Source organism: Pseudomonas sp. 5.2 (genome assembly GCF_059025405.1).
Genome location: NZ_JBYBHH010000007.1, coordinates 61,046 through 86,166, shown reverse-complemented (window position 1 = coordinate 86,166; position 25,121 = coordinate 61,046). Strand labels below are relative to the sequence as shown.

The 25,121-nt window shown below is 63.3% G+C and carries 19 protein-coding genes; 7 read left to right on the top strand and 12 right to left on the bottom strand.

Annotated elements, in window-relative coordinates:
• Positions 1–191: 191 nt before the first annotated feature.
• Entirely contained in the window at positions 192–1,268 is a 1,077-nt protein-coding gene (gene hppD, locus AC5PZ0_RS12825; RefSeq protein ID WP_027593423.1) for a 4-hydroxyphenylpyruvate dioxygenase, read from the top strand.
• Positions 1,269–1,286: 18 nt separating this feature from the next.
• Here hppD and AC5PZ0_RS12820 read toward each other — a convergent pair whose 3' ends face one another.
• Together AC5PZ0_RS12820 and AC5PZ0_RS12815 are read right to left on the bottom strand one after the other, a co-directional pair.
• Entirely contained in the window at positions 1,287–2,093 is an 807-nt protein-coding gene (locus tag AC5PZ0_RS12820) for a CSS-motif domain-containing protein (protein WP_265969431.1), read from the bottom strand.
• A 132-nt stretch (positions 2,094–2,225) separates the two neighbouring features.
• Positions 2,226–2,915 carry a type 1 glutamine amidotransferase domain-containing protein gene (locus AC5PZ0_RS12815; protein ID WP_454243842.1) on the bottom strand — a complete coding sequence of 230 codons (690 nt, stop codon included), beginning with the start codon at positions 2,913–2,915 and terminating at the stop codon, positions 2,226–2,228.
• A 151-nt stretch (positions 2,916–3,066) separates the two neighbouring features.
• Between AC5PZ0_RS12815 and AC5PZ0_RS12810 the strand changes: the two genes are divergently transcribed.
• On the top strand, positions 3,067–5,139 hold the full coding sequence (locus AC5PZ0_RS12810; RefSeq protein ID WP_454243841.1) for a hybrid sensor histidine kinase/response regulator: 2,073 nt from the start codon (positions 3,067–3,069) through the stop codon (positions 5,137–5,139).
• A gap of 6 nt (positions 5,140–5,145) precedes the next feature.
• Here the strand turns inward: AC5PZ0_RS12810 and AC5PZ0_RS12805 are convergent, their stop codons facing one another.
• From AC5PZ0_RS12805 to mexE, 5 genes are all read right to left on the bottom strand, one after another.
• Complete coding sequence (locus tag AC5PZ0_RS12805) at positions 5,146–6,750, bottom strand: response regulator (protein ID WP_493855120.1); 1,605 nt, start codon at positions 6,748–6,750, stop codon at positions 5,146–5,148.
• Positions 6,751–6,861: 111 nt separating this feature from the next.
• Positions 6,862–7,917, bottom strand: coding sequence for a tetratricopeptide repeat protein (locus tag AC5PZ0_RS12800; RefSeq protein WP_099429211.1), 1,056 nt, complete (start codon positions 7,915–7,917; stop codon positions 6,862–6,864).
• Between the two features lie 358 nt (positions 7,918–8,275).
• Positions 8,276–9,691 (bottom strand): efflux transporter outer membrane subunit, encoded by a 1,416-nt coding sequence (locus tag AC5PZ0_RS12795; protein ID WP_027593417.1) that lies wholly within the window; start codon positions 9,689–9,691, stop codon positions 8,276–8,278.
• Positions 9,688–12,867, bottom strand: coding sequence for an efflux RND transporter permease subunit (locus AC5PZ0_RS12790; protein WP_493855119.1), 3,180 nt, complete (start codon positions 12,865–12,867; stop codon positions 9,688–9,690). The genes AC5PZ0_RS12795 and AC5PZ0_RS12790 overlap by 4 nt, the downstream gene beginning before the upstream one ends.
• A gap of 12 nt (positions 12,868–12,879) precedes the next feature.
• Positions 12,880–14,121, bottom strand: a complete 1,242-nt coding sequence (gene mexE, locus AC5PZ0_RS12785; protein ID WP_099454285.1) for a multidrug efflux RND transporter periplasmic adaptor subunit MexE — start codon at positions 14,119–14,121, stop codon at positions 12,880–12,882.
• A 330-nt stretch (positions 14,122–14,451) separates the two neighbouring features.
• On the opposite strand from mexE, the gene AC5PZ0_RS12780 reads away from it, so the two are divergent.
• The gene (locus AC5PZ0_RS12780; protein ID WP_493855203.1) at positions 14,452–15,573 is read left to right on the top strand and encodes an MFS transporter; all 1,122 of its coding nucleotides are present in this window, start codon (positions 14,452–14,454) and stop codon (positions 15,571–15,573) included.
• A 42-nt stretch (positions 15,574–15,615) separates the two neighbouring features.
• On the opposite strand, the gene AC5PZ0_RS12775 is transcribed toward AC5PZ0_RS12780, so the two are convergent.
• On the bottom strand, positions 15,616–16,860 hold the full coding sequence (locus AC5PZ0_RS12775; RefSeq protein ID WP_493855118.1) for a DUF1835 domain-containing protein: 1,245 nt from the start codon (positions 16,858–16,860) through the stop codon (positions 15,616–15,618).
• Between the two features lie 242 nt (positions 16,861–17,102).
• On the opposite strand from AC5PZ0_RS12775, the gene AC5PZ0_RS12770 reads away from it, so the two are divergent.
• Entirely contained in the window at positions 17,103–17,786 is a 684-nt protein-coding gene (locus tag AC5PZ0_RS12770) for a tetratricopeptide repeat protein (RefSeq protein ID WP_493855117.1), read from the top strand.
• Between the two features lie 15 nt (positions 17,787–17,801).
• Here the strand turns inward: AC5PZ0_RS12770 and AC5PZ0_RS12765 are convergent, their stop codons facing one another.
• A complete protein-coding gene (locus AC5PZ0_RS12765) occupies positions 17,802–19,388 on the bottom strand; it encodes a rhodanese-related sulfurtransferase (RefSeq protein WP_493855116.1) in 1,587 nt (528 codons plus the stop codon).
• Entirely contained in the window at positions 19,385–19,993 is a 609-nt protein-coding gene (locus tag AC5PZ0_RS12760; RefSeq protein WP_493855115.1) for a cysteine dioxygenase family protein, read from the bottom strand. The genes AC5PZ0_RS12765 and AC5PZ0_RS12760 overlap by 4 nt, the downstream gene beginning before the upstream one ends.
• Positions 19,994–20,299: 306 nt before the next feature.
• On the opposite strand from AC5PZ0_RS12760, the gene AC5PZ0_RS12755 reads away from it, so the two are divergent.
• Both AC5PZ0_RS12755 and AC5PZ0_RS12750 read left to right on the top strand, forming a co-directional pair.
• Positions 20,300–21,241, top strand: coding sequence for an ABC transporter substrate-binding protein (locus AC5PZ0_RS12755; RefSeq protein ID WP_493855114.1), 942 nt, complete (start codon positions 20,300–20,302; stop codon positions 21,239–21,241).
• Between the two features lie 128 nt (positions 21,242–21,369).
• Positions 21,370–22,677 carry an LLM class flavin-dependent oxidoreductase gene (locus tag AC5PZ0_RS12750; RefSeq protein WP_493855113.1) on the top strand — a complete coding sequence of 436 codons (1,308 nt, stop codon included), beginning with the start codon at positions 21,370–21,372 and terminating at the stop codon, positions 22,675–22,677.
• Here AC5PZ0_RS12750 and AC5PZ0_RS12745 read toward each other — a convergent pair.
• Positions 22,671–23,861 carry a type II secretion system F family protein gene (locus AC5PZ0_RS12745; RefSeq protein ID WP_493855112.1) on the bottom strand — a complete coding sequence of 397 codons (1,191 nt, stop codon included), beginning with the start codon at positions 23,859–23,861 and terminating at the stop codon, positions 22,671–22,673. The genes AC5PZ0_RS12750 and AC5PZ0_RS12745 overlap by 7 nt on opposite strands.
• 11 nt (positions 23,862–23,872) lie before the next feature.
• Complete coding sequence (gene gspG / locus AC5PZ0_RS12740) at positions 23,873–24,298, bottom strand: type II secretion system major pseudopilin GspG (protein WP_027593406.1); 426 nt, start codon at positions 24,296–24,298, stop codon at positions 23,873–23,875.
• Between the two features lie 185 nt (positions 24,299–24,483).
• Here gspG and AC5PZ0_RS12735 point away from each other — a divergent pair, with 185 nt between their 5' ends.
• On the top strand, positions 24,484–25,077 hold the full coding sequence (locus AC5PZ0_RS12735; protein ID WP_027593405.1) for a transglycosylase SLT domain-containing protein: 594 nt from the start codon (positions 24,484–24,486) through the stop codon (positions 25,075–25,077).
• Positions 25,078–25,121 lie beyond the last annotated feature (44 nt).

The following is a 25,121-nucleotide window of genomic DNA, read 5'->3' as shown; positions in this document are numbered from 1 at the left end:
ACAACAATAAGGTTCTCCACATTCGGGAGAATCAAGCCCGCCGAGAATGGGTCCATATGACAAACCATGGGTTCAAACTGATCATTGGTGGCTTCCTCGCTCGCAGCGTGCGTGGCATCCCGTGCTCACCGCCTGTTCTGGTCTACATCCCCGGAAATCACTAATTTTTCGCTGTAGATGAGGACAAGAACATGGCTGATATTTTCGAAAATCCAATGGGCCTGATGGGCTTCGAGTTCATCGAGCTGGCATCGCCGACCCCAGGTGTGCTCGAGCCGGTTTTCCAGATACTCGGTTTCACCAAGGTCGCCACCCACCGCTCCAAAGACGTGCACCTGTACCGTCAGGGCGGCATCAACCTTATTCTGAACAACGAACCCAAGAGCATCGCCTCGTACTTCGCCGCCGAGCACGGCCCGTCGGTCTGTGGCATGGCGTTCCGCGTTCGCAATGCTCACGAAGCCTATGCCCGCGCGCTTGAACTTGGCGCTCAGCCTGTCGAAATTGAAACCGGCCCAATGGAGCTGCGCCTGCCCGCGATCAAGGGTATCGGTGGCGCGCCGCTGTACCTGATCGACCGCTTTGAAGAAGGCAGCTCGATCTACGACATCGACTTCAACTTCATCGAAGGCGTAGACCGCAACCCGGTGGGCGCAGGCCTGAAGATCATCGATCACCTGACCCATAACGTTTACCGTGGGCGCATGGCCTACTGGGCCGGGTTCTACGAGAAGCTGTTCAACTTCCGCGAGATCCGCTACTTCGATATCAAGGGCGAGTACACCGGCCTGACCTCGCGTGCCATGACCGCACCCGATGGCATGATCCGCATTCCGCTCAACGAAGAATCGTCCAAAGGCGCCGGGCAGATCGAAGAATTCCTGATGCAGTTCAACGGCGAAGGCATTCAGCACGTGGCCTTCCTGACCGACGACCTGCTCAAGACCTGGGATGCCCTGAAGGGCATCGGCATGCGCTTCATGACCCCGCCGCCGCAGACCTACTACGAGATGCTCGAAGAGCGCCTGCCAGGTCACGGTGAACCTGTCGACCAGCTGCAAGCGCGCGGCATCCTGCTCGACGGCGCTGCAGAGCAGGGCGACAAGCGTTTGCTGCTGCAAATCTTCTCGGAGACCTTGCTTGGGCCAGTATTCTTCGAGTTCATCCAGCGCAAGGGTGATGATGGCTTTGGCGAAGGTAACTTCAAGGCCCTGTTCGAATCCATCGAACGGGACCAGGTTCGCCGCGGTGTATTGAGCACCGATTGATAGGTGCTGGTACCGCCGTCATGCCGCTTCGGCGGCGGTACCACGCTTGTTGCGACGCGCCCTGAACAAGCCCCAGTAGACGATCGAGCCGGTCACGATGCCTACCAGTACCAGGGAAGGCAGGACCTGCAACATCGATTGGCGGATTTCTTGCGCCGTATAGCCTCTGGCATAACCGCCCCTCACCGCATACCCATACTTCTCGGAGATTGCCCTTTGGGCATACTCGGGCTGCGAAGGCCGATGCGGGTCGCGGCTGTCTCCATGGCTCCAGATGTATTGGTCGCCGAACTCCAGAAGCAGTGTCAGGCCATCCTGAAAGGCCCGCAGCTCGTTGCGCAGTTCAGTGGCATAGCCTGTCACGATCACGCTCGGGTTGTTGCCCGGTTCCTGAAAGTGGGTCACCAGCGTAGTGGGTAATGCTGGCGAGTCGAGCGCGAGTTCAACCTGTTGCCCGGACTGGGCGAAGGCCGAAAGATGGTCGAGGGAGTCCGAGTGGGTGCTGCAATACGCTTCCTGGTCGCGCACCAAGGTCAACGCGCGTAGCAAGGGGTCACGGGTTACCTGATCCTGCAGGGTGCTGTGGACTTCGGCGCACGCCTTGCCTGCAACAGGCTGGGCGAGGATAACGGTGCTTTGCATGCGGTCCAGCACTTTATCGATGGTGAATACCGCTTCCTGGACGGAGATCTGTGCGTTTTCCTCCAGCTTTTTCTCCAGCTGAAACACCATGACCAGCAACCCGGACACCACCGGCACCAGCCCGATGGCCATGATGAGCAGCAATTCCAGCAAACTGCGCCCGGCATGCATGATTTTCGACATAGCCTATTGTTCTCCAGTCTGATGCTGCCCGTGGTGGGCAGGTAGTCTGGGAGCCTATGTAATCAATTGCGTGTCGGATGTAGTCCGCGTGCGGCCCGCGCTTCGAGAAACGATGTAATCACGCGTAAGCCGTCACTTTGCCTCGAGTCTTGCGAGTACCTTTTCAGCCAACGTTGCAGTGGAATCTGGGTTTTGCCCAGTAATCAGCCGATCGTCGCTCACCACGTAAGGTTTCCACGGGTCATCGTGCTTGCTGTAAATACCGCCCCGAGCAACCAGTTCGTTTTCGGTGAGAAAAGGCACAACCTTGTCCAGTTCCACCAGTTGTTCCTCAATGTTGGAAAAACCGGTGACCTGACGGTCTTTCAGCAGCAGGCTGTTGTCACTGAGCTTGATGTTCAAAAGGCCGACAACGCCGTGGCAAACGGCCGCCACAATGCCTTTATTCTCATAGATTTTGCGCGCGATCTCTTGCAGCGGCTGGTTATTGGCAAAGTCGTACATCACCCCGTGCCCACCGGTGTAATAGATGACGCTGTAGTCGTCAGCCTTGACCAGCCCCGGGCTGAGTGTGGCACCCAGACGTGTCATGAAGTCCTTGTCGTCGTACCACGCCCAGTCCAGATCGGGTGCCATTTGCAGGCTGTGCGGGTCGATCGGCACGTAGCCGCCGCTGGGGCTGACATAATCGACGCTGTAGCCTGCGTTCTGGACCTTTTCGACAAAATGCACAGCCTCGCCCAACCACAGCCCGGTTGCCCGTTTGAGGGTCGGGTACTTGGCCGTATTGGTCAGCACTACCAGCATCTTCTTCTTGCTCATGACCACACTCCCATCGGCAACCTATAGGGACCGCTATTCCATGGCTCAGTGGAAAACCTAATCAGCATAGCTGCCACCTGCCAGTACGCCATAAATGCAGCGCATGCTGTGCTAACGTGAACAACGTCGCCACCCATCAGCCATTGGAGTCATGAGATTGGTCGCAAACGGCACCCCGCGCGAAGTTGAGCCGCAGGTCACCCTGCTGGCGTCCAACCCGGCATCAGCTGATCCCATGGGTGAACGCATTGCCCAATTCGATTGGGGCCGTACGTCGCTAGGGCCGCTGCCACGCTGGCCGGCCTCGCTGCGCATTGCCGTCGACATGATGCAAGTGTCGCCATTCCCGTGTGCGGTGGTGTGGGGGGCGGACCTGAGCGTGGTCCATAACGACGCCTATCGGATGCTCCGGGGCGGTGGCCAGGATGCATTGGGGCAGGCGTTCGACGTGCTCTGGAACGATGCCTGGCAGGGCATGGGGCCTTGGGTGTACAAGGCGCTTGAAGGCCGTTCGAGTTTCGTCGAAGACCCGCCGCTGCGGATCGAGCGTGGCAACGTCACCGACCCCTTGTGGTGTGCCTTCGGCTACTCGCCGATTCGGGACGAGCAGGGTGGCGTTGCAGGTTTTCTGCACACGGTCATCGAAACCAAGGCCAGTGCCGAGGCGCACCATCATTGGCGCGAGCAGGCGACGGCTTTTGAAAAACAGCTCCAACGCTACATGGCCGACCGGGAGCAGATCTGGCAATTGTCCCGCGATGCCATGATGATTGTTACCCGTGAGCTGACGCTGCACTCCGCCAACCCCGCCTGGCATCGCATCCTGGGCTGGAGTGAGGCGTTGGTACCGAACATGTCGATATTGGAGCTGATCCACCCAGCGGACCGCGCTGAAGTGCAGGTGGCGGTCTCGAGCTTTGTGCAGGGTCAGGAGGCTGAACAGATCGATATCCGCCTGCGCCACCAGGACGGCCACTACCGCTGGTTTAGCTGGTCCGCTAAATTCGATGGCAACTTACTGACCGCCGTCGGCCGCGACATCACCGCAGACCGCGAAGAAGCCACACGCCAGTCCGAGGCCTTGTTGCGCAACAGTGAGCGCCTGGAGGTGGTTGGCCAACTGGCAGGCGGCATGGCCCATGAAATGAACAACTTGCTGTCCGGCATCGGTGGCAGCCTCGAGCTGTTGCAACGCCGCTTGCTGCAAGGGCGCCTGGAGCGCATCGAGACCTATGTGGAACTGGCGCGAGACTCTGTGCAACGGGCCATGAACCTTACCCACCGGCTGTTGGCGTTTTCCAGCAACCAGCCGCTGGAGGCCAGGCCACTGAATGTCAACCGACAGCTGTCTCTGATCGAGCCCTTGCTGCAGCAGGCGCTGGGCGCGGAAATGAGCCTGCAGTGGCAGTTGGACGTCACCCCCTGGGCTGTCAGCGTCGATGTCACCCAGTTTGAAAATGCCTTGATCAACCTGTGCGCGAATGCCCGTGAAGCGTGCCTTGAGCGCGGCAGCGTCTCGATCAGAACGGTCAACGAACGCTTGGCGACGCATTTCCCGGATGAGAACGGGCTGCCGCCAGGCGACTATGTGGCCTTGCATGTTGAGGATGACGGCCACGGGATGTCGGCCGCAGAGGTCGCCAAGGCTTTTGAACCGTTCTTCACGACCAAGCCCCTGGGACGGGGATCGGGGCTTGGCCTGCCGATGGTCTATGGCTTTGTCGGGCAGTCGGGTGGCTATGTGTGGATAGAGTCGACCCAAGGCCAAGGGACGAAAGTCTCCATGCTGTTTCCGCGTAGCCTGGCGCTGGTTCCGGAAGAGCCACTGGTATGCCTGCCAAGCGTTAATCGCGCGCAAGGCCAGCGCGTGTTGTTGATCGATGACGAACTCAACTTGCGTGCACTGATGCGCGAATTTCTCACCGAGCGCGGGTTTGCCATCTGTGACGTTCAAGATGCCAATTCAGCGCTGGATCGCTTCCGCCATGACGGGCCTTTTGACCTGGTAATCACGGATATCGGCTTGCCGGGTGGGTTCAGTGGGCGGCAAGTGGCCAAGGCAATCCGCATGATTGTGCCGTCGCAGAAGATTCTGTTCATCACCGGCTACACCGACCAGCCGATCGAAGCCCAGTTGCTCGATCAGCCGGGCACCGCATTGATGCTCAAGCCGTTTGCGCTGGAGCACTTGGCGAACCAGGCCTTGCACATGCTAGACGGTTGAACCGGTTCAGGGCTTGCCAAGAATCTGCGTCACCTGCGCCTGCAATTGCTTGAGCTCGAATGGCTTGCATATGAGGTGCATGCCAGCGCCGAGGAAGCCCTCGCGAGCCATGGCCGTTTCCGCGTATCCGGTAATGAACAGCACCGGCAGGCGTGGCCGCAAGGTACGTGCGATCTCCGCCAGTTGCCGCCCATTCATGCCCGGTAGGCCAACATCGCTGACCAACAGGTCGATCCGTTGCGACGACCGCAGGATCTGCAGGGCTTCATTGGCGTTGGCGGCGGTTTGGCAGGGGAAGCCGTCTTCGCTCAGTGCCTGACACAGTAATTGGCGGACATGAGGGTCGTCTTCGACCACCAGCACATGGTGGCCCGTGCTGTCAGGCGCAGGTGCGAGGGCTGGGCGTTTGGGCATTGCCTCGCCGACGTGCCGCGGCAAGTACAGGTCGACCTGGGTGCCATGGCCGATCTTGCTCTGCAGGGTGACATGCCCATGCGACTGCTTGCTGAAGCCATACACCATAGAAAGGCCAAGGCCGATGCCCTGGCCGACGGGTTTGGTGCTGAAAAACGGCTCGAAAGCGTGTTCCAACGTGCTCTGCGACATACCCTGGCCGTTGTCGATGATGCGCAGACGCAGGTAATCACCGCTGTTCAGGGCGCCGTCGGCGAACTGCTTGGCCTCAATCTGCTGGTTGCTGGCCTCGATACGCAGCAGGCCGCCGGTGGGCATGGCTTCGCAGGCATTGAACAGCAGGTTGTCGAGGGCTTCGCGCAGTTGCCCATCATCGGCCTCCACGGCCCACAGGTCGTTGGGCACGTGCAGTTGCAGGGTCACCGAGTGGGTCAGGCCAGCGTTCAGGCGCTTCGCCTCCAACAGTGCATGCAGGTCGACCCGCTGGCTGTGCAACGATTGCCGGCTGGAAAAGGCCAGCAGCCGATGGGTCAATTTTCCTGCGCGTGACACGGCCTCCTGGCCCATGCGCAAAATGCCTTCCAGGCTGTCGCTTCGGCCTTTGCTCAAGCGTCGCTCGATCAGCTCGAAGCTACCGCCGATACTGGTCAGCAGGTTGTTGAAATCATGGGCAATGCCACCGGCCAATTGGCCGACAGCTTCCATCTTGCGAACTTGTGTGCGGGCAATCTCGTTGCTGTGCTGTTCCTGGCTGCGGGCGTCCATCCGCTGCTGCAGTGCAGACAGTTGATCGCGCGCCCGGTATTGATGGCGGCGGTTGCGCTGGGCGATACGCGCCAGCTGCAGCACTTGCCCGTCATCAAGCGGGCAGAGCAACTGCATCAGGTTGCCCTCAGGCGGCTGAGAAGGCCGGGTGGCAGTGGCGGCTAAGTCCATGATCAACAAGATGGGCAGGTCCGACCAGCTCGGCTGTTGGTCGATAAACCCCTGCAACGGCACGCTGGGGCCATTGCTGAAGTTTTGTTCGGCGATGATGACCAAGGCTGCGCCTTCGATCAGGCAGGCGTGCAGGTTGGCGATGTCGAGGGTGCACAGGCTCTCGATGCCAGCGGACGCCAGTAGACGCGCGGTATCCGCGGCAAGTTGCGGGGGTGCCAGGATCAAGGCACGTTCGTCCAGCGCCAACGAACTGGCCAAAGCGACGCTCCTGTGACAATGGGCAGGGCCAAGGCTTGGCCTGCCACCGGTGGTTCGATACTCACTGGACCACGGGCTGCCGCTTAGGGTTCAACGAATTAGGGGAGGGGCCTACAGGCCCTGTTGCAGCACCGGATCGTCAGGGTTCTGGCGCTCTAGTTCGGCCAGTAGCACCTGGACGTTCTGCAGTTGGCCGGTCTCTTTCCAGTACTGGATCAGCAACAGCCGGGCCCGGCGATTGGCCGGTTGCCGATTGAGCACGGTTTCCAGCTGCTTTTGCGCAGCGTCGACCTGGTCGAGCTCATGCAAGGTCATTGCCAGCGAGTAGCGGTAGTCGGCGTTGTCCGGGTCCAACTCCACCGCACGCGATAAGGCCAGCAGGGCGTACTCACGCTGTTCGTGGCGATTGAGCCAGAGCCCGAGCTCATATTGCAGAAAGGCCGAGTCGGGGCTCAGCAGCAAAGCCTTGGCCAGCACTTGGCGGGAGGCGTCGTGATGGCCCTGGCGCTCCAGCAAGCGTACTTGGGTTGCCAGCGCGTCCAGATTGCCTGGTGCAACCTGCAGGGCGCGTTGCAAGGCCGTAGCAGCCTGGGTGTAGTCGTTTTCGTGCAGGTACAGGCGCGCCAAGTGCACCTGCGCGTCGGCGTCCTCGGGCTGCAGCTCCAGCGCCTGCTGATACTGCTCAAGGGCGGCCTGCAAGGGGCCGAAGTACAGGCCTATGGCGTCCGGGTCGAGGCCCAGCAGGGCGTCCACGGCAGCGAAACGTACACTTTGATCCGCATCATCCAGCAATGGGCCCAGCACCAGGCTGCGTTGCGCGGCGGGGAGCAGGCGGCGGATACCGGCGATGGCGGCTCGGCGTACCAGCGGGTCGGCATGCTCCAGGTCCAGGCGCGCGAGTTTCAGCGCCTGTGGGGAGGGGTAGTTGGGCAGCTCGGCATACAGGGCCGCACGGCGGATGGGGGCCAGGTCGTTACGTTGCAACTGCTGGTACAGCACCCGCGCCGCCCCCGGCAAGCCTTCATGGGCCTGGCGCAAGGCCTTGGCGTAGCTGTGCGCGGGCAGCGTAGGCGGCGCCGGCTGGTCGTCTCGCGGCAGGTAGCTGATCATGGCCGACACCAGAATCAGCAGCAGCAAGGCGATCAGGTAGCGGTTGCGTCTGGGCATCGGACGGTCCGTGGCGGCAGGAAGGGCAGAGCTTGGGGCAGCTAGGGGGCAAATGCAACTGGGGGGATTTTGGGGGCGGGTAAGGCGGGAGACGTTTGTTGCCTTTGAGATCGAGCGCCGCCCGCGCGGCGCATCGCGAGCAACGCTCGCTCCTACGTTTGTTTCGGGCCAGTGAGGCCTGTGCCATTTGCGCGCGACCGCCTTGTGGGTTTGACGCAATATTGCGCCATGCACCATGACGGTCGCGTGCGTTTGTCCCAGGAATAATTGGCCTGAAACAAACGTAGGAGCGAGCGTTGCTCGCGATGCGCCGCGCGGGCGGCGCTCGATCTTATAGGCGCTGCAGATGTACCGCCTATCAGCGCGTGCTGGCCACCGTTTCAGGTTGCCAGCCACCGCCCAAGGCTTTGTAGATCGAGACGATACCCCGGTACAGCTCGACCTCACCCTGGGCCTGGGCATCTTCAGCGCTGAGGCGTTCACGTTCAGCGTCGAGCAACACCAGGTAGTCCACCGTGCCTTCGCGATAACGGATCGACGCCAGCTCCGCAGCCTTGCGGCTGGCGTCACTCTGGCGCATCAGCGACAGCAGGCGTTGCTGCGTCTTGTCGTAATCGCTGAAGGCATTGGCCGACTCTTCCAGGGCCAGCAGCACCTGCTGCTCATAGTTGGCCAGGGCGCCTTCGGCGTCTGCCTTGGCACCGCGCAGGCGGGCCCGTACGCTGCCCAGGTCGAAGGCCGCCCAGGTGATGCTAGGGCCAAGGCCCCAGGCATTGGCTGCCGAAGACCCGATCTGCGAGCCACGTGCGGCGGTAAAGCCGAGGAAGCCACTGAGGCTGACCCGCGGGAACAGGTCAGCGGTGGCGACACCGACGTTGGCCGTGGCGGCCGCCAGCTGGCGTTCGGCACTGCGGATGTCCGGGCGGCGCCGCAGCAACTCGCCAGGGTCGCCCACCGGCAGCGCTTTGGCGATCGCCGGCAGGGCCTTGGGCGACAGGTCGACGCTCAGTGCATCCGGGCGTTGACCAAGCAGGGTGGCGATGCGATGGCGGGCACGCGCCTGTTCGGCCTGCAGTTGCGGCACGGTGGCCTCGACGCCGGCCAGGCGCGCATCGGCCCGGACCACGTCGAGTTCGTTGCCGACCCCGGCATCGCGCAGGGTTTCGGTGATGCTGCGCGATTCTTGCTGGGTCTTGAGGTTGGCCAGGGCGATGTTCTCGCGCAATTGCGCGCCACGCAGTTGGCCATAGGCATCGACCAGTTCGGCGATCAGGCTGACCTGCAACTGCTGCAAGTCGGCTGCGGCAGCGGCTTCCTGGGCTTCGCTGGCCTCAATCTGACGCTGGATACGGCCGAACAGGTCAAGCTCCCAGGCCATGTCCAGGCCCAGGTCGTAGCGTTCGCTGTTAACCCGCTGCTCAGTCTGACCGGGGACCTGGCCTTTGCCGATTTCGCTGCTGGCACGGCTGGTGACCACCGGCAACTGGTCGTTCGAGGCGTCCTCACGGATCGCACGGGCCGACTTCAGCCGGGCAAAGGCCACGCGAAGGTCACGGTTGCCGTCGAGCGAGGCTTGCACCAGTTGGTTCAGCACCGGGTCGTCGAACTGCTTCCACCAGATGCTTTCGAAGCGGCTGCGGTCGTAGGCCTTGGCCTGCATTTCAGTGTCGAAATGGGCAGGCTCGGTGGTCGGCGTCTTGTAATCCGGGCCCACCGCACAGGCCGCCAGGGCCAAGGCCAACAAGCTCGGGGTCAGGGGCTTGAGCATATTCATGCGTGGCTCTCCAGCGATTGAACGCGTTCGGCCTTGCGGGCTTGGCGGCGTTCGACGAAACGGCGGATCAGGAAGAAGAACACAGGCGTCAGGAACAGCCCGAATACAGTGACGCCGATCATCCCTGAGAACACCGCGACACCCATGGCGTGGCGCATTTCCGAGCCGGCACCGGAGGAGAACACCAGCGGTACCACGCCCATGATGAAGGCGATCGAGGTCATCAGGATCGGCCGCAGGCGCAGGCGGCAGGCTTCCAGTACCGCAGCCAGCGGGTCGAGGCCCTTGGCCTGTTCATCCTTGGCGAACTCGACGATCAGGATCGCGTTCTTGCATGCCAGGCCCACCAATACGATCAAGCCGATCTGGGTGAAGATGTTGTTGTCGCCACCCGAGATGATCACCCCGGTAATGGCCGACAGCAGGGTCATCGGCACGATCAGGATCACCGCCAGCGGCAGGCTCCAGCTTTCGTACTGGGCGGCCAGCACCAGGAAGGCCAGCAGCACGCAGAGCGGGAAGACGAACAGCGCGGTGTTGCCCGAGAGGATCTGCTGGTAGGTCAGGTCGGTCCACTCGAAGGTCATGCCGTTGGGCAGCTCTTCCTTGAGCAGTTTTTCAATGGCTGCCTCGGCCTGGCCAGAGCTGTAGCCCGGTGCCGCCGCGCCGTTGATTTCGGCAGTGATGAAGCCGTTGTAGTGCATGACGCGGTCAGGCCCGGAGGTGTCGCTGACCTTGAGGAAGGTCGCCAGCGGGATCATCTCGCCCAGGTTGTTGCGCACCTTCAACTGGCCAATCTGCTCGGCGTCGAGACGGAACTGTTGTTCTGCCTGAACGTTGACCTGGTAGGTACGGCCAAAGCGGTTGAAGTCGTTGGTGTACAGCGAGCCCAGGTAGACCTGCAGGGTGTCGAAGATGTCATTGATCGCCACGCCGTGGGTCTTGGCCTTTTCGCGGTCGATGGCTGCATCGACCTGTGGCACGTTGACCTGGTAGCTGGTGAACAAGCCAGCCAGCTCCGGCACGTTGTGGCTCTTGGCGATGATGTTCTGGGTTTCTTTGTACAGCGCTTCGTAGCCCAGGTTGCCGCGGTCCTCGATCTGCAGGCGGAAGCCGCCGATGGTGCCCAGGCCTTGAACCGGCGGAGGCGGGAAGATCGCGATGTAGGCGTCTTGGATGTCGGCGAACTGGGCATTCAGCGCGGCGGCGATGGCGGCTGCCGACTGGCTCGGGTCTTTACGCTCGTCAAATGGCTTGAGCGGGGTGAACACGATGCCGCTGTTCGGGCTGTTGGTGAAACCGTTGATCGACAGGCCTGGGAAGGCCACCGAGTCGGCAACACCCGGTTGCTTCAGGGCGATTTCGCTCATGCGCTTGATCACCGCCTCGGTGCGGTCGAGGCTGGCGGCGTCCGGCAGTTGGGCGAAGGCAACCAGGTACTGTTTGTCCTGGGCCGGCACGAAACCGGTCGGGGTGGACGAGAAGCCCAGGTAGGTCAGGCCCATCAGGCCGGCGTAGACGAACAGGGCGATGCCGCTGGAGCGGATGACCCGGCGCACGCCGCCTACATAGCTGTGGCTGGCACGGTCGAAGAACCGGTTGAACGGCGCGAACAGCCAGCTGCCCAGCAGCTTTTCCAGCAACCGCGAGAAACGGTCCTTGGGCGCGTGGTGCTCTTTGAGCAGCACAGCCGCCAAAGCTGGCGACAAGGTCAGCGAGTTGAATGCCGAGATCACGGTCGAGATGGCGATGGTCAGGGCAAATTGCTTGTAGAACTGGCCGGTAAGCCCGGAAATGAACGCCGCAGGTACGAACACGGCGCACAGCACCAAGGCGGTGGCGATGATCGGCCCGGTCACTTCGCTCATGGCCTTTTGTGTGGCTTCCAGCGGCTTCAGGCCAAGCCCGATATTACGCTCGACGTTCTCCACCACGACGATGGCGTCGTCCACCACGATACCGATGGCCAATACCAACCCGAACAGCGACAAGGCATTGAGCGAGAAGCCGAACAGGTGCATCACGGCAAAGGTACCGATCAGCGACACCGGCACGGCCAGCAGCGGAATGATCGAGGCGCGCCAGGTCTGCAGGAACAGGATCACGACCAGGACGACCAGGATCAGCGCTTCGAACAGCGTGTGCACTACCGCTTCGATCGAACCACGGACGAACACGGTCGGGTCATAGACGATGCTGTAGTCCATCCCCTCAGGGAAGTCCTTCTTCAGCTCAGCCATTTTCGCCCGCACTTCGTCGGAGATGTCGATGGCGTTGGAGCCTGGGCGCTGGAAGATCGGTATCGCCACCGCCGGCTGGTTGTTCAGCAGCGAGCGCAGGGCGTACTGGCTGGAGCCCAGCTCGACCCGGGCGATGTCTTTCAGGCGGGTGATTTCGCCATCGGCACCGGCACGGATGATGATGTTCTCGAACTCTTCCTCATTGACCAAGCGGCCTTGGGTGTTGATCGACAGCTGGAAGCTGGTGGAGCCAGGGGCGGGCGGGGCGCCCAACTGGCCGGCCGCAACCTGCCGGTTCTGCTCACGGATGGCCGCAACGACGTCGCTGGCAGTCAGGTTGCGCGAAGCGGTCTTGTTCGGGTCGAGCCACACGCGCAGCGAGTAGTCGCCCATGCCGAACAGCTGCACATCACCCACGCCGCCCAGGCGCGCCAACTCGTCCTTGATGTTGAGGATGGCGTAGTTGGACAGGTAGAGCATGTCGTAGCGGTTGTCCGGCGACGTCAGGTGCACGACCATGGTCAGGTCGGGCGAGGCCTTGTCGACGGTGATACCAATGCGCGTCACTTCTTCCGGCAGCTTGGGCTGGGTACGGGTGACACGGTTCTGGACCTGCACCTGCGCGTTGTCCAGGTCAGTGCCCAGGGCGAAGGTGATGGTCAGTGTCAGCTTGCCATCGGCGGTGGACTGGGAAGACATGTACAGCATGTTCTCCACGCCGGTGATGGCCTGCTCCAGCGGCGCGGCGACCGTTTCACCGATCACCTTGGGGTTGGCGCCCGGGAAGTTGGCACGCACCACGACGGTGGGCGGTACTACCTCGGGGTATTCGCTGATCGGCAACTGGAACAGCGAGATCGACCCTGCGATCAGCAGTACCAGCGACAGTACCGCCGCGAAGATCGGCCGGGTGATGAAGAATTTCGAGAAGTTCATCGGTGTGGTCCCTTAACCGCGTGGCGCTTGGGCGCTGGCGACTTTTACAGTGGCGCCCGCTACCTTCGGCGCCGGGTTGCTGGCCTCCAGGGCCTGGCGCTGTTGGGCGAGGGCGGCGAGGGTCTGCTCGCTGGCCATCGGGGTGTCTTCCGGGGTTACCGCGGAGCCTGGGCGCACACGCTGCAGGCCCCTGACCACGATGCGGTCGTCCTTGGCCAGGCCGCTGCGCACGATGCGCAGGCCTTCTAGCTTCGGCCCCAGCTCTACCGCGCGGTAGGCGGCTTTGTTGTCCTTGTCCATCACCAGCACGAACTTCTTGCCAAGGTCGGTGCCGACGGCTTCGTCGTTGATCAGCACGGCGTCGTACTGGGCGCTGCCGACCAGCTTCAGGCGGGCATACAGGCCGGGGGTGAACTGGCCGTCGCGGTTGTCGAACACGGCGCGGCCACGGATGGTGCCGGTGCGCGGGTTGACTTGGTTGTCGACGAAGTTCATCTGGCCCAGGTGCGGGTTGCCGGTTTCGTTGGTCAGGCCGAGGTACACCGGGGTGGCCTGGCCGCGCTGGCCTTCACGCGCCAGCTGGGTGTACTTGAGGTACACGCGCTCGTCGGCGTCGAAATAGGCGTAGACCTTGTCGGTGGAGACCACGCTGGTCAGCGGGGTGACATCGGCGGTGACGATGTTGCCGGCAGTGAACTGGGCACGGCTGACCCGGCCGCTGATGGGCGCGGTCACGCGGGTGAAGCTCAGGTTCAGGCGGGCCAGGTCGAGTTGGGCCTGGATCGCATCGACCCCGGCGCGGGCTTCGGCGGCGGCGCTGCTGCGCGACTCGGCAAGCTCGGCGGAGATCGCGTTGCTGTCACGCAAGCGCTCGCCGCGGCGGGCTTCGTTGGCGCTGCGGATGGCCGTGGCCTTGGCTTGCTGCAGTTGGGCTTCGAGGCGGCGGACCTCTGCCTGGAACGGGCGTGGGTCGATCTGGAACAGCAGGTCGCCTTTCTTGACCTGCGCGCCCTCGGTGAAACCAACCAGGTCGATCTGGCCCGAGACCCGTGGCCGCACTTCGACGGTTTCCGGGGCTTCGAGGCGGCCGGTGAACTCGTCCCATTCGTTGATCGGCTGCTCGATCACCTTGGCCACGCTGACCTTGGGCGCGGCGGGCGCCTGCACGGCGTCGGGGGTTCGACCGCAAGCGCTGAGCACTACGACTGCCAGGGCAGCGAGTGGAAAGCGCAAGGGTTTGAGTGATTGTTCCATGGAGAACTCCGCCAATGTATTAGTAGTGGGCGGAGTGTGAGTGTCTTGCGCGTGAGGCACGAATCGAACGGGGCGAAGGTTATTATCACGCTGAATGATATGTCGGGATATTTCATCGATGGTGGGCATGGTAGGGTGCCTGTGCTGGCCCTTTCGCGGGGCAAGCCCGCTCCCACAGGTCATATGCTGCTCTCAGCGTCGCTGAGATTCCTGTGGGAGCGGGCTTGCCCCGCGAAAGGGCCGGTGCAGACACCCACGCATGTGACTCAAGGCCTCGTAGTGAAAAGCACCCCCCAATTCCCCAGGCCCCTCGGCATCGTCTGCCTGGGCATCCTGCAAATCCTGGTCTGGGGCGGTTCGTTCTTCCTCATGGCCGTGATGGCCGACCCGATCAGCCGTGACACTGGCTGGCCCAGCCAGTGGGTGTACGGCGCGTTGTCGCTGAGCCTGATGGTCTCGGCGCTGTGCGCCCCGTTGTCCAGCCGCCTGGTCGCCCGCTACGGCGGCCGCCCGCAAATGGCGGCCAGTGGTGCGGTGGTTGCAGTGGGCCTGCTGATCATGGCTGCCAGCCACAGCCTGTTGGTGTTCCTGCTGGCTTGGGCGGTGATCGGTGTGGGCATGGCCATGGGGCTGTACGAGGCCTTGTTCTCCACCCTGGGCGGCCTGTATGGCGAGGGCGCTGGCAAAGCGATCACTGGCATCACCCTGATTGCCGGCTTTGCCTCGACCCTTTCGTGGCCGACCGTAGCGTTGGCCATCGAGCACCTGGGCTGGCGCATGACTTGCGTGTGCTATGCGGTCGTGCTGCTACTGGTGGTAGCCCCGTTGTATTGGCGTGTATTGCCGCCGGGCGGGCAGGTCGAGGTGCGCAAGGTACAGCAGAACAGCGCTGCAGTCGGGGTAGATCGCCAGCTCTACCTGCTGTTGACCGGCATGTTCGCCATTGGCGCGATCATCATGACGGCGATTGCCGTGCAGTTGGTCGCCGTGCTCCAGGGCCTTGGGCATTCGCTGCCGGTGGCGATCGGCCTGGCGGCGATGCTCGGCCCCAGCCAGGTGGCCTCGCGGGTGCTGCAGATTCTGGCGGGCAAGCGCCACCCAATCTGGACGGCGCTGGCCTGGGTAAGCCTGGTGCTGGTGGGCTTGCTGCTGGTGACGCTGGTGCCGGCGGCCACGGCCGTGGGCCTGCTGGTATTCGGTTGCGGTAACGGCTTGCGGGCGATCGTGCGCGGGCTGTTGCCGTTGGCAATGATGCCGCCCGCGCAGTATGTGCTGCTGATGGGGCGCATGTCGCGGCCTTCGCTGATCGGCCAGGCCTTGACGCCGCTGGTGGGTGGATATCTGTTTGAGCACTTTGGCTCAATGGGGGTATTGGTGACCTTGTGCCTGCTGGCACTGGTCAATGTGGTGCTGGTGGGCTTGGTGATGCGGCGGGTACGTGCCGGCGCTTGAAAGGGCTGAGTCCCTTTGAGATCAAGCGCCAGCAGCATTTCCCTAACGGCGCTGCCAGACTTGGCCTTGCTCGCTGACTACCCAAGGCGCTTGCTCAGCGTCGATAAGTACACCGCCAACCCAGCGCGGGGGAGGCGCCTGATCCAGCCAATTGGCCTGCCCGTCGAGAACGCTTTCGCCCAGTGCAGTCAGCCTCAAGGGCCGTTGCGCCCAGCCCTCTCCTGAGCCTTCCAGCAACAGCCGGTGCGGTGCATGGATCAGCGGTTGCAGCAACACGTGGAACATCTGGTCGCCCAGGTAAGGCAGCGGTTCATCGTGCATCATCAGCTGTGCAAACACTCGGCCGGCCGGGAGCTCACCCTTTTGCGCGAGGATGCGTAACAGCAAGCGCTCTGTGAGGCTCAGGCCATCCTTTGCCCCTGGCAGTTCCTGCAACTGGCGTGCAAGTGCTGCGCTTAATTGGGGTAAAGACGGGTGCTTCTGAACCGCAAGGGCAGCCCAGGCGCGTGGGTCTGGTGCGGTATAGGCAGCCCAAGCCTGCTTCGCTAACGCTATGGCGTCTGGGCCCAAAGGCCGCCGTTGTGGCCAAAGCCAGGCAAGCAGGTCGGGGGCGAGTTGGCCGATGCCGATGAAGCGCTCGACGCCGGGCACCTCGGTAATTTCGATCAGCTCGAGCCGCCGCGGCAGGCAGGGCAGGCTTGCCAGAATCCGGATCAGAAATAGCTGATCGTAAGCATCCCCTTCGCACCAGAGCACAACTTCACTATCAGCGTTCAACTGTGCCAGTGCTGCGCGCTGCCTAGCCTGGCGCTGCTCGACGTCCTGCGCGCCAAGGTTGAACGCCTGTTGCGTATACGCGGCACGCACGGGCCAGTACTCATCTTCTGGCAGTGCCGGCACCGGCCCCATGACCATCGGGTCGTCGAACATGTGAAACGCGCCGTTAAAGCCCACTGTGCGCAAGCTATGGGCGATGTCATTGCCGCAGCGCCAGTGCTGCATGGTGGCCTCGCCATCGGCGGTAAAGTTTGGGTGGCGCGCTGCAAAGGCGACAGCGTCAGCATGCGCCTTGAGCTTTGGCCAACTGGCAAAACCCGCTTCGCGGGCCAGCAGCCACTGGGTGTCAGCGAGCCTGTAATGCGGGCCAGTCAGGCCGAGTAGGCGCAGTTGGGCGCGCGCGTCCTCGGCCTCGCCGTTGTTTAGCGCTTTCAGCAAGCGTTTAGCGCGTTTGCGCAGGTCGGCCAGATCGAGCAGGCCGTGATGACGGGAAGCATGGATGGCGGGCATGCCAACTCCTTTGGGGCTCGGTCCGCCGACAAGCCGGGAGCTGGAATGAAAATGAGATGAAGCGTGGCTTGGGCACCCCTTCGCGCGGACCGCAGGCGCAGCGAACGCCCTAGGGCGGACTCTAGCGGCTAGTGGGCGGTGAAGCAATGGCCTGGCGGTTGATGGGAACTTCGATGGCATGTTCAGGTCGATAGCGTCTTCTTTCGAACCAGGCCCACCTGGACCCGTCGAGTGCGTTCCTCATGTCAAGCAAGCGTATGCTGTCGGCCTTAACCCTGTTGTTCAGCATCACCGCGTGCGATTCCATCACCGCCGGCGAGCGCACGGCGCCTGCAAGCAGTAACACGGCCTCGACCCTGCTGATCGAAACAGCCTCCAGACAATACGCAGAAGGCAAACTGGACCAGGCTGCCGCCACGCTGGAGCGGGCGCTGCAAATCCAGCCGAACAACCCCGCCACGCTGCACTACCTGGGTGTGCTGCGCCTGCAGCAGGGGCAATACGAACAGGCTGAAGTGTTGGCGGCGCGCTCCAACCTGCGGGTTGGACGCAACGTGGCCTTGCGCAATCGCAATCTGCAATTGATCGAGGCGGCGAACCAAGCCCGGATTTCGGGTACGCCGCCGGGTGCTGTAAAGGCGTCGGCCGTTCAAGTAATACCCGCAGAGGCCAGCCCGGAGCCCGCGCGATCAGTCTCCCTGGCTGCTGCCCAGCAACGCCAGGGCGTTGCCGGTCAGCAGCGCGTGGGCATGCCTGAATACCCCATGGACGAAACTGCCTTCGAGGTACCGCGGGGCCACAGACCGCCGCCAGGCAAATGCCGAATCTGGTACCCCGATCGCCCACCTGGGCACCAACCCCCGCCGGGCAAATGCAAGAAGCTGCAAAAGCATGTTCCAGCGGGTGCCTACCTACTGCGTCACTGATGACCAGGGCGCACGTTAACGGACAACATGAAACCCATGCGTACCGTCGCGTTCCAGTTGGGCGATCAGGCCGAACTCCCAGTCCAGATACCCTTGCATGGCTTCACGCGGGTTGTCGGTGCCTTCATAAGGCCGGCGATAGCGGTCGCTGCGCGCCACTGCCAGGTGCGTTTCGCCACTTTCCAGCGGTAAGCCCGCAGCAATCCAGCGCGCAGTGCCGCCCTCCAGCACATACACCGGGGTGTGTGTCAGGGCCTGCAAGTCGACCGCCGCAAAGCGCGCCAGCAAGCTGCTGCCGCAGGTGAGCACGTAGCGTTCGGCAACCGGCAGTTGCTCCAGCACCTGCGGCAACTGCGCTCGGATCGCCCAATGGGCACCCGGGATGTGGCGTTTGACGTAGTTGGCGCTGGTGGTGAAGTCCAGCAGCACCGTGCCTGGCGCTTGCAGCCAGGTCTGCAACTGGTCGACGTCGATCTCGTTCACCTGGGGCTGTTCCGGCAAGGGCGCCTGCCAATCGCCGGGCTCGCTGAAATCCGCTGCCGACAGGCCGTCCAGCACGGCGACCTGCCAGCCCATCTGGGCCAGCCACGAGGCACTCATGTTGGCCCGCACACCGTCGTCATCCACCAGCACGATACGCGCGCCGCGCACGCTGGCGACATGGTCGGTCTCTTGCACCAGTTGCCCGCCGGGGACCGAGCGGCTGGCCGGTAGATGGCCCTGGGCAAACTCTTCAGGGGTACGCACATCGAACAGGTAGGTGGTGCGGTGGGGCTCTGCCTGCCAGGCCGCCAGGCCTTCGCGAGTCAGCCGCGCGACTGCGGCACGGTCGGCCACGGCGCGGGCACGGTCGGCGGCGCTGGCGCGGGTGGTGTCGCTAACGGGGGCAAAGCTGCGTTGCTGGCCGTGAGCCAGTTGCTGGCCGGCAAGCGTCCAGCCGATGGTGCCATTGCGCAGTGCCGCCACCGGGTTGGGGATGCCGGCGTTGACCAGTGATTGGGTGCCGATGATGCTGCGGGTACGCCCCGCGCAGTTGACGATTACCTGGGTGGCAGGGTCCGGCGCGAGCTCGGCCACGCGCAATACCAGTTCGGCCCCCGGCACACTGATGCCGCCGGGGATGCTCATGGTCTGGTACTCGTCGAAACGACGGGCGTCGAGCACCACCACATCGGCCTTGGCATCGAGCAATGCCTGCACCTGCTCGGCCGCCAGCGACGGCGTGTGCCGCTCGCTTTCGACCAGTTCGCCAAAGGCCTTGCTTGGCACGTTGACGTCACGGAACAACTCGCCGCCAGCCGCGCGCCAGCCAGCCAGGCCGCCCTCGAGCAGTGCCACATCGCTGTAGCCCAACGCCGACAGGCGCGCGGCAGCCAGCGTAGCCAGCCCTTCACCGTCGTCATACAGGGTGATGGCGGTGTCACGTCGCGGTACCCGGGCGAAGACTTCCAGCTCCAGCTTCGACAGCGGGATGTTGGCGGCAAACAGCGGGTGTTCCTGGGCGAACGGGTCTTCCTCGCGAACATCGATCAACGCCAGCTCTTCATGGGCCAGCAAGGCCCGGCGAATGTCATGGAAGGAACGGGTGGCGACAGTACTCATGGGGCTGGATTCTCTTTGGACAGGTCCCAGATGTTGGGCAGGAGGGTATTGGAGTAGCCGGAGATGAAGGGTTTTTCAGTGCCGTCGGCCAGGTACACCGCCCGGCTGACCGCGCCGATATTGGCGCCGTAGACGTGGATGCTGATCGACACCTGGTCATCGAAGGCGTTGCTGACCTGGTGAATGTCGCCGATACGCGGCGAAACCGCTTCGACATGGCCAGGGTCGATCCGCACCGGCGCACCGGCCGGCAGCAACGCACGGTGCTCGCTGCGGGCGAAACCTTGCGAATATTCAGCGCCTCGCAGCATGCCGATCAGCCCCCAGACTCGGTGATCGTGAATCGGCGTCTGCTGCCCTGGCCCCCAGACGAAGCTGACGACAGAGAAGCGTTGGCGCGAGTCGCAATGCAGCAGGTATTGCTGGTAGCGGCTTGGGTCCGGTTGGGCGAGGGCTTCGGGTAACCAGTCATCATGGGCGACCAGGCTGCTCAGCAGGCCTTGGCCTTGGTCGAGGAGGGTGGCTTCGTCGGGGGCTCGGTCGAGCAGCTCCGAAAGCGCACCGATGAAGTGTCGCAGGCGCTCCAGGCGCAGGGGTTGGCTCATGGTTCAGGCTCGGCTGACGGTTTCGGTTAACCCTAGCAAACTCGCTGAATATTCACCAAAGTAAAATTAATCATAAGCTAATATGCAAAATATGCATTTACAGGCTCCCCTATCTGTTTTGAAATAGGTCACCGCCGGAGGCATTAGGTTATGCCTAGAACGAATTTCCCACAGGCTCTATACATCGATAACTTATAAGCAAGGCGCTGGTTAGATTCAAAGCGCATACCACTGTCATTTATCAAAGCGAGACCGCACGGGCGGATCGACTACCTAGTTGCGCCTTTATTGGCGCTGGAGACGAACGTGCGATACCTCAAGCAACTGGCCGCCGGTGTGCTGGCCACCTCACTGAGCCTGGCCGCCGCTGCGCAGACCCTGGTGGTCGGCGACCAAAGCTTCAATGCCCGTGCGGTGATGGAAGCCGCTGGCGTGCTCGATGACGTGCCCTATACCCTGGAATGGAAGCAGTTCACCGCAGGCTCCCCGGTGGCTGAAGCCTTGAATGTCGGCAGCCTCGACATTGGCCTGCTGGGCGATGCGCCGCCGCTGTTTCTCGGTGCCTTGGGGGCACCGATCAAGGTGATTGCGGTGAGCCGGCAGAACCTCGAAGGGGTCGCTATCCTGGCGCGCAAAGATTCGGACATTCACAGCCTTGAAGACCTGCGCGGCAAACGCGCGGCCCTGTGGAAAGGCTCGTGGAGCCAGCAACTGCTGTTCAGCGCCCTGGACAAAGCCGGCGTGCCCCGCGATGCCCTGGAGCTGCGCTACCTCAGCGCGCTGGATGCCTCGCACGCCCTGGATGGCGGTTCGGTGGACGTGATCGCGACCTGGGAGCCCTATGTCACCCAACAGGAGCGCCAAGGCGCCAGGGTGCTGGCCACAGCCGAAGGCTTGATTCCGGCCCAGAGCTTCGTGGTGGCCAACGCCAAGGCCATCGACGCCAAGCGTGCGCAGATCACTGATTTTCTGCAGCGTTTGAAGAAGGCCCGTGATTGGACCTTGAACAATCCGGCCAACACCGAGGCCTATGCCGACGCCTGGGCCAAGCGCACCCGCGCCGACCGTGACATTGCCCGGGCCTGGTTCGCCCGCGCGCGCACCGACGTGGCGCCACTCAACCCCCAGGTGATTGTCGATGCGCAGAAGACGGTGGACTTTTTTGCCGGGCTTGGGCTGATCAAGGCCTACCCGGCAGCGAGTCTGTTCGATACCTCGTTTGCAGCGGCGCTGGCCAACGACCATTGAGTTTGACTGTGCCGGCCTCTTCGCGGGCAAGCCCGCTCCCACAGGGACCGAGTCGACGCTGAATCCTGTGGGAGCGGGCTTGCCCGCGAAGAGGCCGGTACAGCCCCCATCATTTCAGAGGACTCCCCATGACCACCCGCAAAATCAAACTCGGCGCCCTGACCATGGGCTGCGGCGGCCCTGGCCGCCATAACCTCTGGCTCGACCCCGAGCTGCCGGCCGATGCCAGTGTCAACATCGACTGGTACATCGACATCGCCCGCCAGGCCGAGGCTGCGCTATTCGACCTGATATTCATCGTCGACAGCCAATACATCACCCCCAGCTCACCCTCGCATTACCTCAACCGCCTGGAGCCGCTGACCCTGCTCTCGGCCCTGGCCGTCACCACCCGGCATATCGGGCTGGTCGGTACCCTGACCACCTCCTACAACGAGCCCTATAACGTCGCCCGTCGCCTTGCTTCGCTGGACCTGATCAGCAAAGGCCGCGCCGGCTGGAACGTGGTGACCAGCGGCGATGCCGGCACCGCGGGTAACTATGGCCGTGACGAGCACTATGACTACGACACCCGCTACGCCCGCGCCGAGGAACACGTGCAGGTGGTGCAGGGCTTGTGGCATTCCTATGAGAACGGCGCCTTCCCGCGCGATCGCGCCACGGGCCAGTTCCTCGACCCCTCGAAGCTGCATGCGCTCAACCACAAGGGCGAACACTTCTCGGTGGTGGGGCCCTTGAACATCCAGCGTTCGCCCCAGGGCCAACCGGTAATCTTCCAAGCTGGCGACTCGCAGCAGGGCCGCGACCTGGGGGCCGCCACCGCCGATGTGATCTTCACGCACGCGGCCAGCATCGAGCAGGGCCAGGCCTTCTATCGTGACGTCAAGGAGCGTGCCGCACGCCTGGGGCGAGACCCGGAGCAACTGCTGGTACTGCCAGGTGCAGAAATCTATGTGGGCGACACCGATGCTCACGCCCGTGAGATCGAGCGCCATTACCACCAGCAGGACCACAGCTTCGAACTGGCACTCAAGGAGTTCGGGCGCAATTTCGGGTGGCACGATTTCACCCAGTACGACCTCGATGCGCCGTTCCCTCAAGAGAGCCTGGAGCATGCCCGCAGCAGCTTCTTCACCAATGCCAAGCGCATTGCCGACCAGGCGCGGGCGCAGGGCTTCAGCTTACGCCAGGCGGTGGAGTTCGGCCGCCAGCTACGCCCGGGGGCATTCGTCGGCTCCGCCGAAACGGTGGCGGCAAAAATGACCGAGTGGTTCGAGGCGCGGGCGCTGGATGGCTTCAATATCTACATTGGCCATCCAGGCCAGTTCCGCCGTTTCACCGAAGAAGTGGTGCCATTGCTGCAGGCACGTGGCGTCTACCGCACCGCGTATGAAGGCACGACATTGCGCGAAAGCCTCGGCCTGAGCCTTCAGTGAATGCTCGAGGCCAGTTCGAAGATCGGCATGTACATCAGGATCACGATAAAGCCGATCAACAGGCCAATGAACGTCATCAGCAGCGGCTCGAACAGCTTCACGAACCATTCCACCCAGCGGCCAATCTCCTGGTCGTGAAAGTCGGCGCAACGCTCAAGCATTTCGCCAAGGTTGCCCGACTGCTCACCGGCGCGCAGCAGCCGCAGCGACACCGGCGTCACCAGTTGCCCAACCTCCAGCGCGTCGGACAGCGGCAACCCCTCGGCCACGCGCTGGCTGGCCTGTTCAAGGCCCTGCGCGGCGGCGCTACCCAGCAGCCCGCGGGCCATGCCCATGGCCGTGAGGATAGGAATACCGCCTTGCAGGAGGATGCCCAGCGAGCGGTAGAAGCGCGCCAGTTCGTACATCATCAGCCGCTGGTGCAGCGCTGGCATGCGCCTGAGCTGGCGCGCTGCCCAGCGCCGTACCCGCGGGTGGCGGCGCAGCAGCACCAGGGCGGTGATGCCCGCCACGCTGCCCAGCGCCAGCGGCAGTTGCTGGGCATGCAAGAACAACCCGATCTGCATCAGCAGGCGTGACAGCCACGGCAGCTCGGTACCCATGCCTTCGAACACCTGGCTGAAGCGCGGCACCACGTAGCCGAGCAAAAACAGCACCACGCCACCACCGACCAGCAACAACAGCAGTGGGTAAACCGACGCCCCCACCAGTTTCTGCCGCACCAGGTCCAAGCGTTGCCGGTAGGCGATATAGCGGCCGAGGGCGTCGCCGAGGGCGCCGGTGCGCTCGCTGGACTGCACCAGCGCCACGTACAGGGCCGGGAATATCCTGGGCTGGCGGCTCAGCGCCTGAGACAGCGAGTGCCCCTCGTACAGCTGGCGTACCAGTTCGCCGAGCACCTTGCGCGAGGCCGCAGCGGGGGCTTTTTCCGCCAGGCTTTCCAGGGCATCGATCAATGGCAAGCCAGCGTTGAGCAGGGTCGACAGCTCCTGGCTGAACAACACCAGGTCAAAGCTCGCCTCGCGGCGCCAGGCCATGCCGCGCAAGGCACTGCCCTGGCCCTTCACGCTGACCACCCGCAAGCCTTGGTCCTCGACTTGGCGGCGCGCCTGGTCGGCATCTTCGGCGTCGATCTGCAATTGCACCACGCCCTGTCTGCCCAGGGCCTTGAGGCTGTAGCGCATGGCCGAGCTCCTTATTGCCAGCTGGTGATTTCGGCGTTCTCACCGTCGCCACCGGGCTGGCCGTCCTTGCCCATCGACAGCAGATCGTACTCGCCGCCGTTCTCACCGGGTTGCCGGTAGATGTAGGCGCGGCCCCACGGGTCCTGCGGCACGGCCTTCTGCAGGTACGGGCCGGTCCAGCGGGCCTCGCCGCTAGGGGCGATGACCAGTGCCTGCAAGCCTTGTTCACTGTTGGGGTAATGCCCAACTTCCAGGCGATAGAGGTCCAGGGCTTTGCTCAAACCCTCGATCTGCGCCCGCGCCACCTTGACCTCCGAGCGGCCAAGCTGGCTGAAGTACTTGGGCGCGACGATGCCGGCCAGCAGGCCGAGCACAACCAGCACCACGAGGAGTTCGAGTAGGGTGAAGCCACGTTGGGGGTTGGATCTGCGCTGCATGGTGATGCCCTCCGCTGCGTAGGAACATGCTGTGGCAGGCACCATGCAACAGCCGTGCACGTCTGCCTCGGGGCCTTGCGCCATGCGGTGCAGGAAGCGGCACAGTGCTTGCGTCGTGGTCTGCAACCTCGGGTTTTCCGGGGCATTTCCCCCACATCGGGGGCCACGACGAAGAGGCGACCGACATGCGTGGACTTATCCTGGGTTTGATCTGGCTGGCGGCGGGTGCCGCCCAGGCCGATGTGTACATCTCCATCGATGCCAAGGGCGGCTACGTACTGACCAACGTCCATCGGCCCGGGCGCCAGTACCAGCGGGTGATCAGCGAACCGCTGGCCCAGGCGGGCGCTGCCGGTGCGCAAATGATCACCGGGCGGCCCTATGCCGAGCTGGTGGCCGCTGCAGCGTTGGCCCACAACGTGCCACAAGCACTGCTGCATGCGCTTATCAAGGCAGAATCCGGCTACAACCCCAAGGCCCGCTCGCCGGCGGGCGCAGTGGGGCTGATGCAGCTGATGCCTGATACCGCGCGGGAGATGGGCGTGGAGAACGCCCTGGACCCTGAGGACAATGTGCAGGGTGGGGCCCGCTACCTGAAACGCATGCTGACCTTGTTTGACAATGACATCACCCTGGCCGTGGCCGCCTATAACGCCGGCCCCGACGCGGTGCTGCGCCGGGGTGCAGTGCCACCGTACGCCGAAACCCGCCGCTACGTGCCCAACGTGCTGCGCGATTACCGCAAGCTGCAAGGGCTGGCGGACGACTCGCCGCTGTAGGCGCGCGACGTGGCCGAGCAGCGCGGCGGCCACCCTTCGGCGGA

What these genes read in the sequence shown, in the direction of transcription:
- AC5PZ0_RS12745 (WP_493855112.1), bottom strand. Translation starts at nt 23,861, where the DNA reads ATGCGCTACAGCCTCAAGGCCCTGGGCAGACAGGGCGTGGTGCAATTG.
- AC5PZ0_RS12795 (WP_027593417.1), bottom strand. Translation starts at nt 9,691, where the DNA reads ATGAATATGCTCAAGCCCCTGACCCCGAGCTTGTTGGCCTTGGCCCTG.
- AC5PZ0_RS12790 (WP_493855119.1), bottom strand. Translation starts at nt 12,867, where the DNA reads ATGAACTTCTCGAAATTCTTCATCACCCGGCCGATCTTCGCGGCGGTA.
- AC5PZ0_RS12800 (WP_099429211.1), bottom strand. Translation starts at nt 7,917, where the DNA reads ATGCCCAGACGCAACCGCTACCTGATCGCCTTGCTGCTGCTGATTCTG.
- mexE (WP_099454285.1), bottom strand. Translation starts at nt 14,121, where the DNA reads ATGGAACAATCACTCAAACCCTTGCGCTTTCCACTCGCTGCCCTGGCA.
- AC5PZ0_RS12735 (WP_027593405.1), top strand. Translation starts at nt 24,484, where the DNA reads ATGCGTGGACTTATCCTGGGTTTGATCTGGCTGGCGGCGGGTGCCGCC.
- AC5PZ0_RS12770 (WP_493855117.1), top strand. Translation starts at nt 17,103, where the DNA reads ATGTCAAGCAAGCGTATGCTGTCGGCCTTAACCCTGTTGTTCAGCATC.
- AC5PZ0_RS12810 (WP_454243841.1), top strand. Translation starts at nt 3,067, where the DNA reads ATGAGATTGGTCGCAAACGGCACCCCGCGCGAAGTTGAGCCGCAGGTC.
- gspG (WP_027593406.1), bottom strand. Translation starts at nt 24,298, where the DNA reads ATGCAGCGCAGATCCAACCCCCAACGTGGCTTCACCCTACTCGAACTC.
- AC5PZ0_RS12760 (WP_493855115.1), bottom strand. Translation starts at nt 19,993, where the DNA reads ATGAGCCAACCCCTGCGCCTGGAGCGCCTGCGACACTTCATCGGTGCG.
- AC5PZ0_RS12750 (WP_493855113.1), top strand. Translation starts at nt 21,370, where the DNA reads ATGACCACCCGCAAAATCAAACTCGGCGCCCTGACCATGGGCTGCGGC.
- AC5PZ0_RS12820 (WP_265969431.1), bottom strand. Translation starts at nt 2,093, where the DNA reads ATGTCGAAAATCATGCATGCCGGGCGCAGTTTGCTGGAATTGCTGCTC.
- hppD (WP_027593423.1), top strand. Translation starts at nt 192, where the DNA reads ATGGCTGATATTTTCGAAAATCCAATGGGCCTGATGGGCTTCGAGTTC.
- AC5PZ0_RS12815 (WP_454243842.1), bottom strand. Translation starts at nt 2,915, where the DNA reads ATGAGCAAGAAGAAGATGCTGGTAGTGCTGACCAATACGGCCAAGTAC.
- AC5PZ0_RS12775 (WP_493855118.1), bottom strand. Translation starts at nt 16,860, where the DNA reads ATGCCCGCCATCCATGCTTCCCGTCATCACGGCCTGCTCGATCTGGCC.
- AC5PZ0_RS12765 (WP_493855116.1), bottom strand. Translation starts at nt 19,388, where the DNA reads ATGAGTACTGTCGCCACCCGTTCCTTCCATGACATTCGCCGGGCCTTG.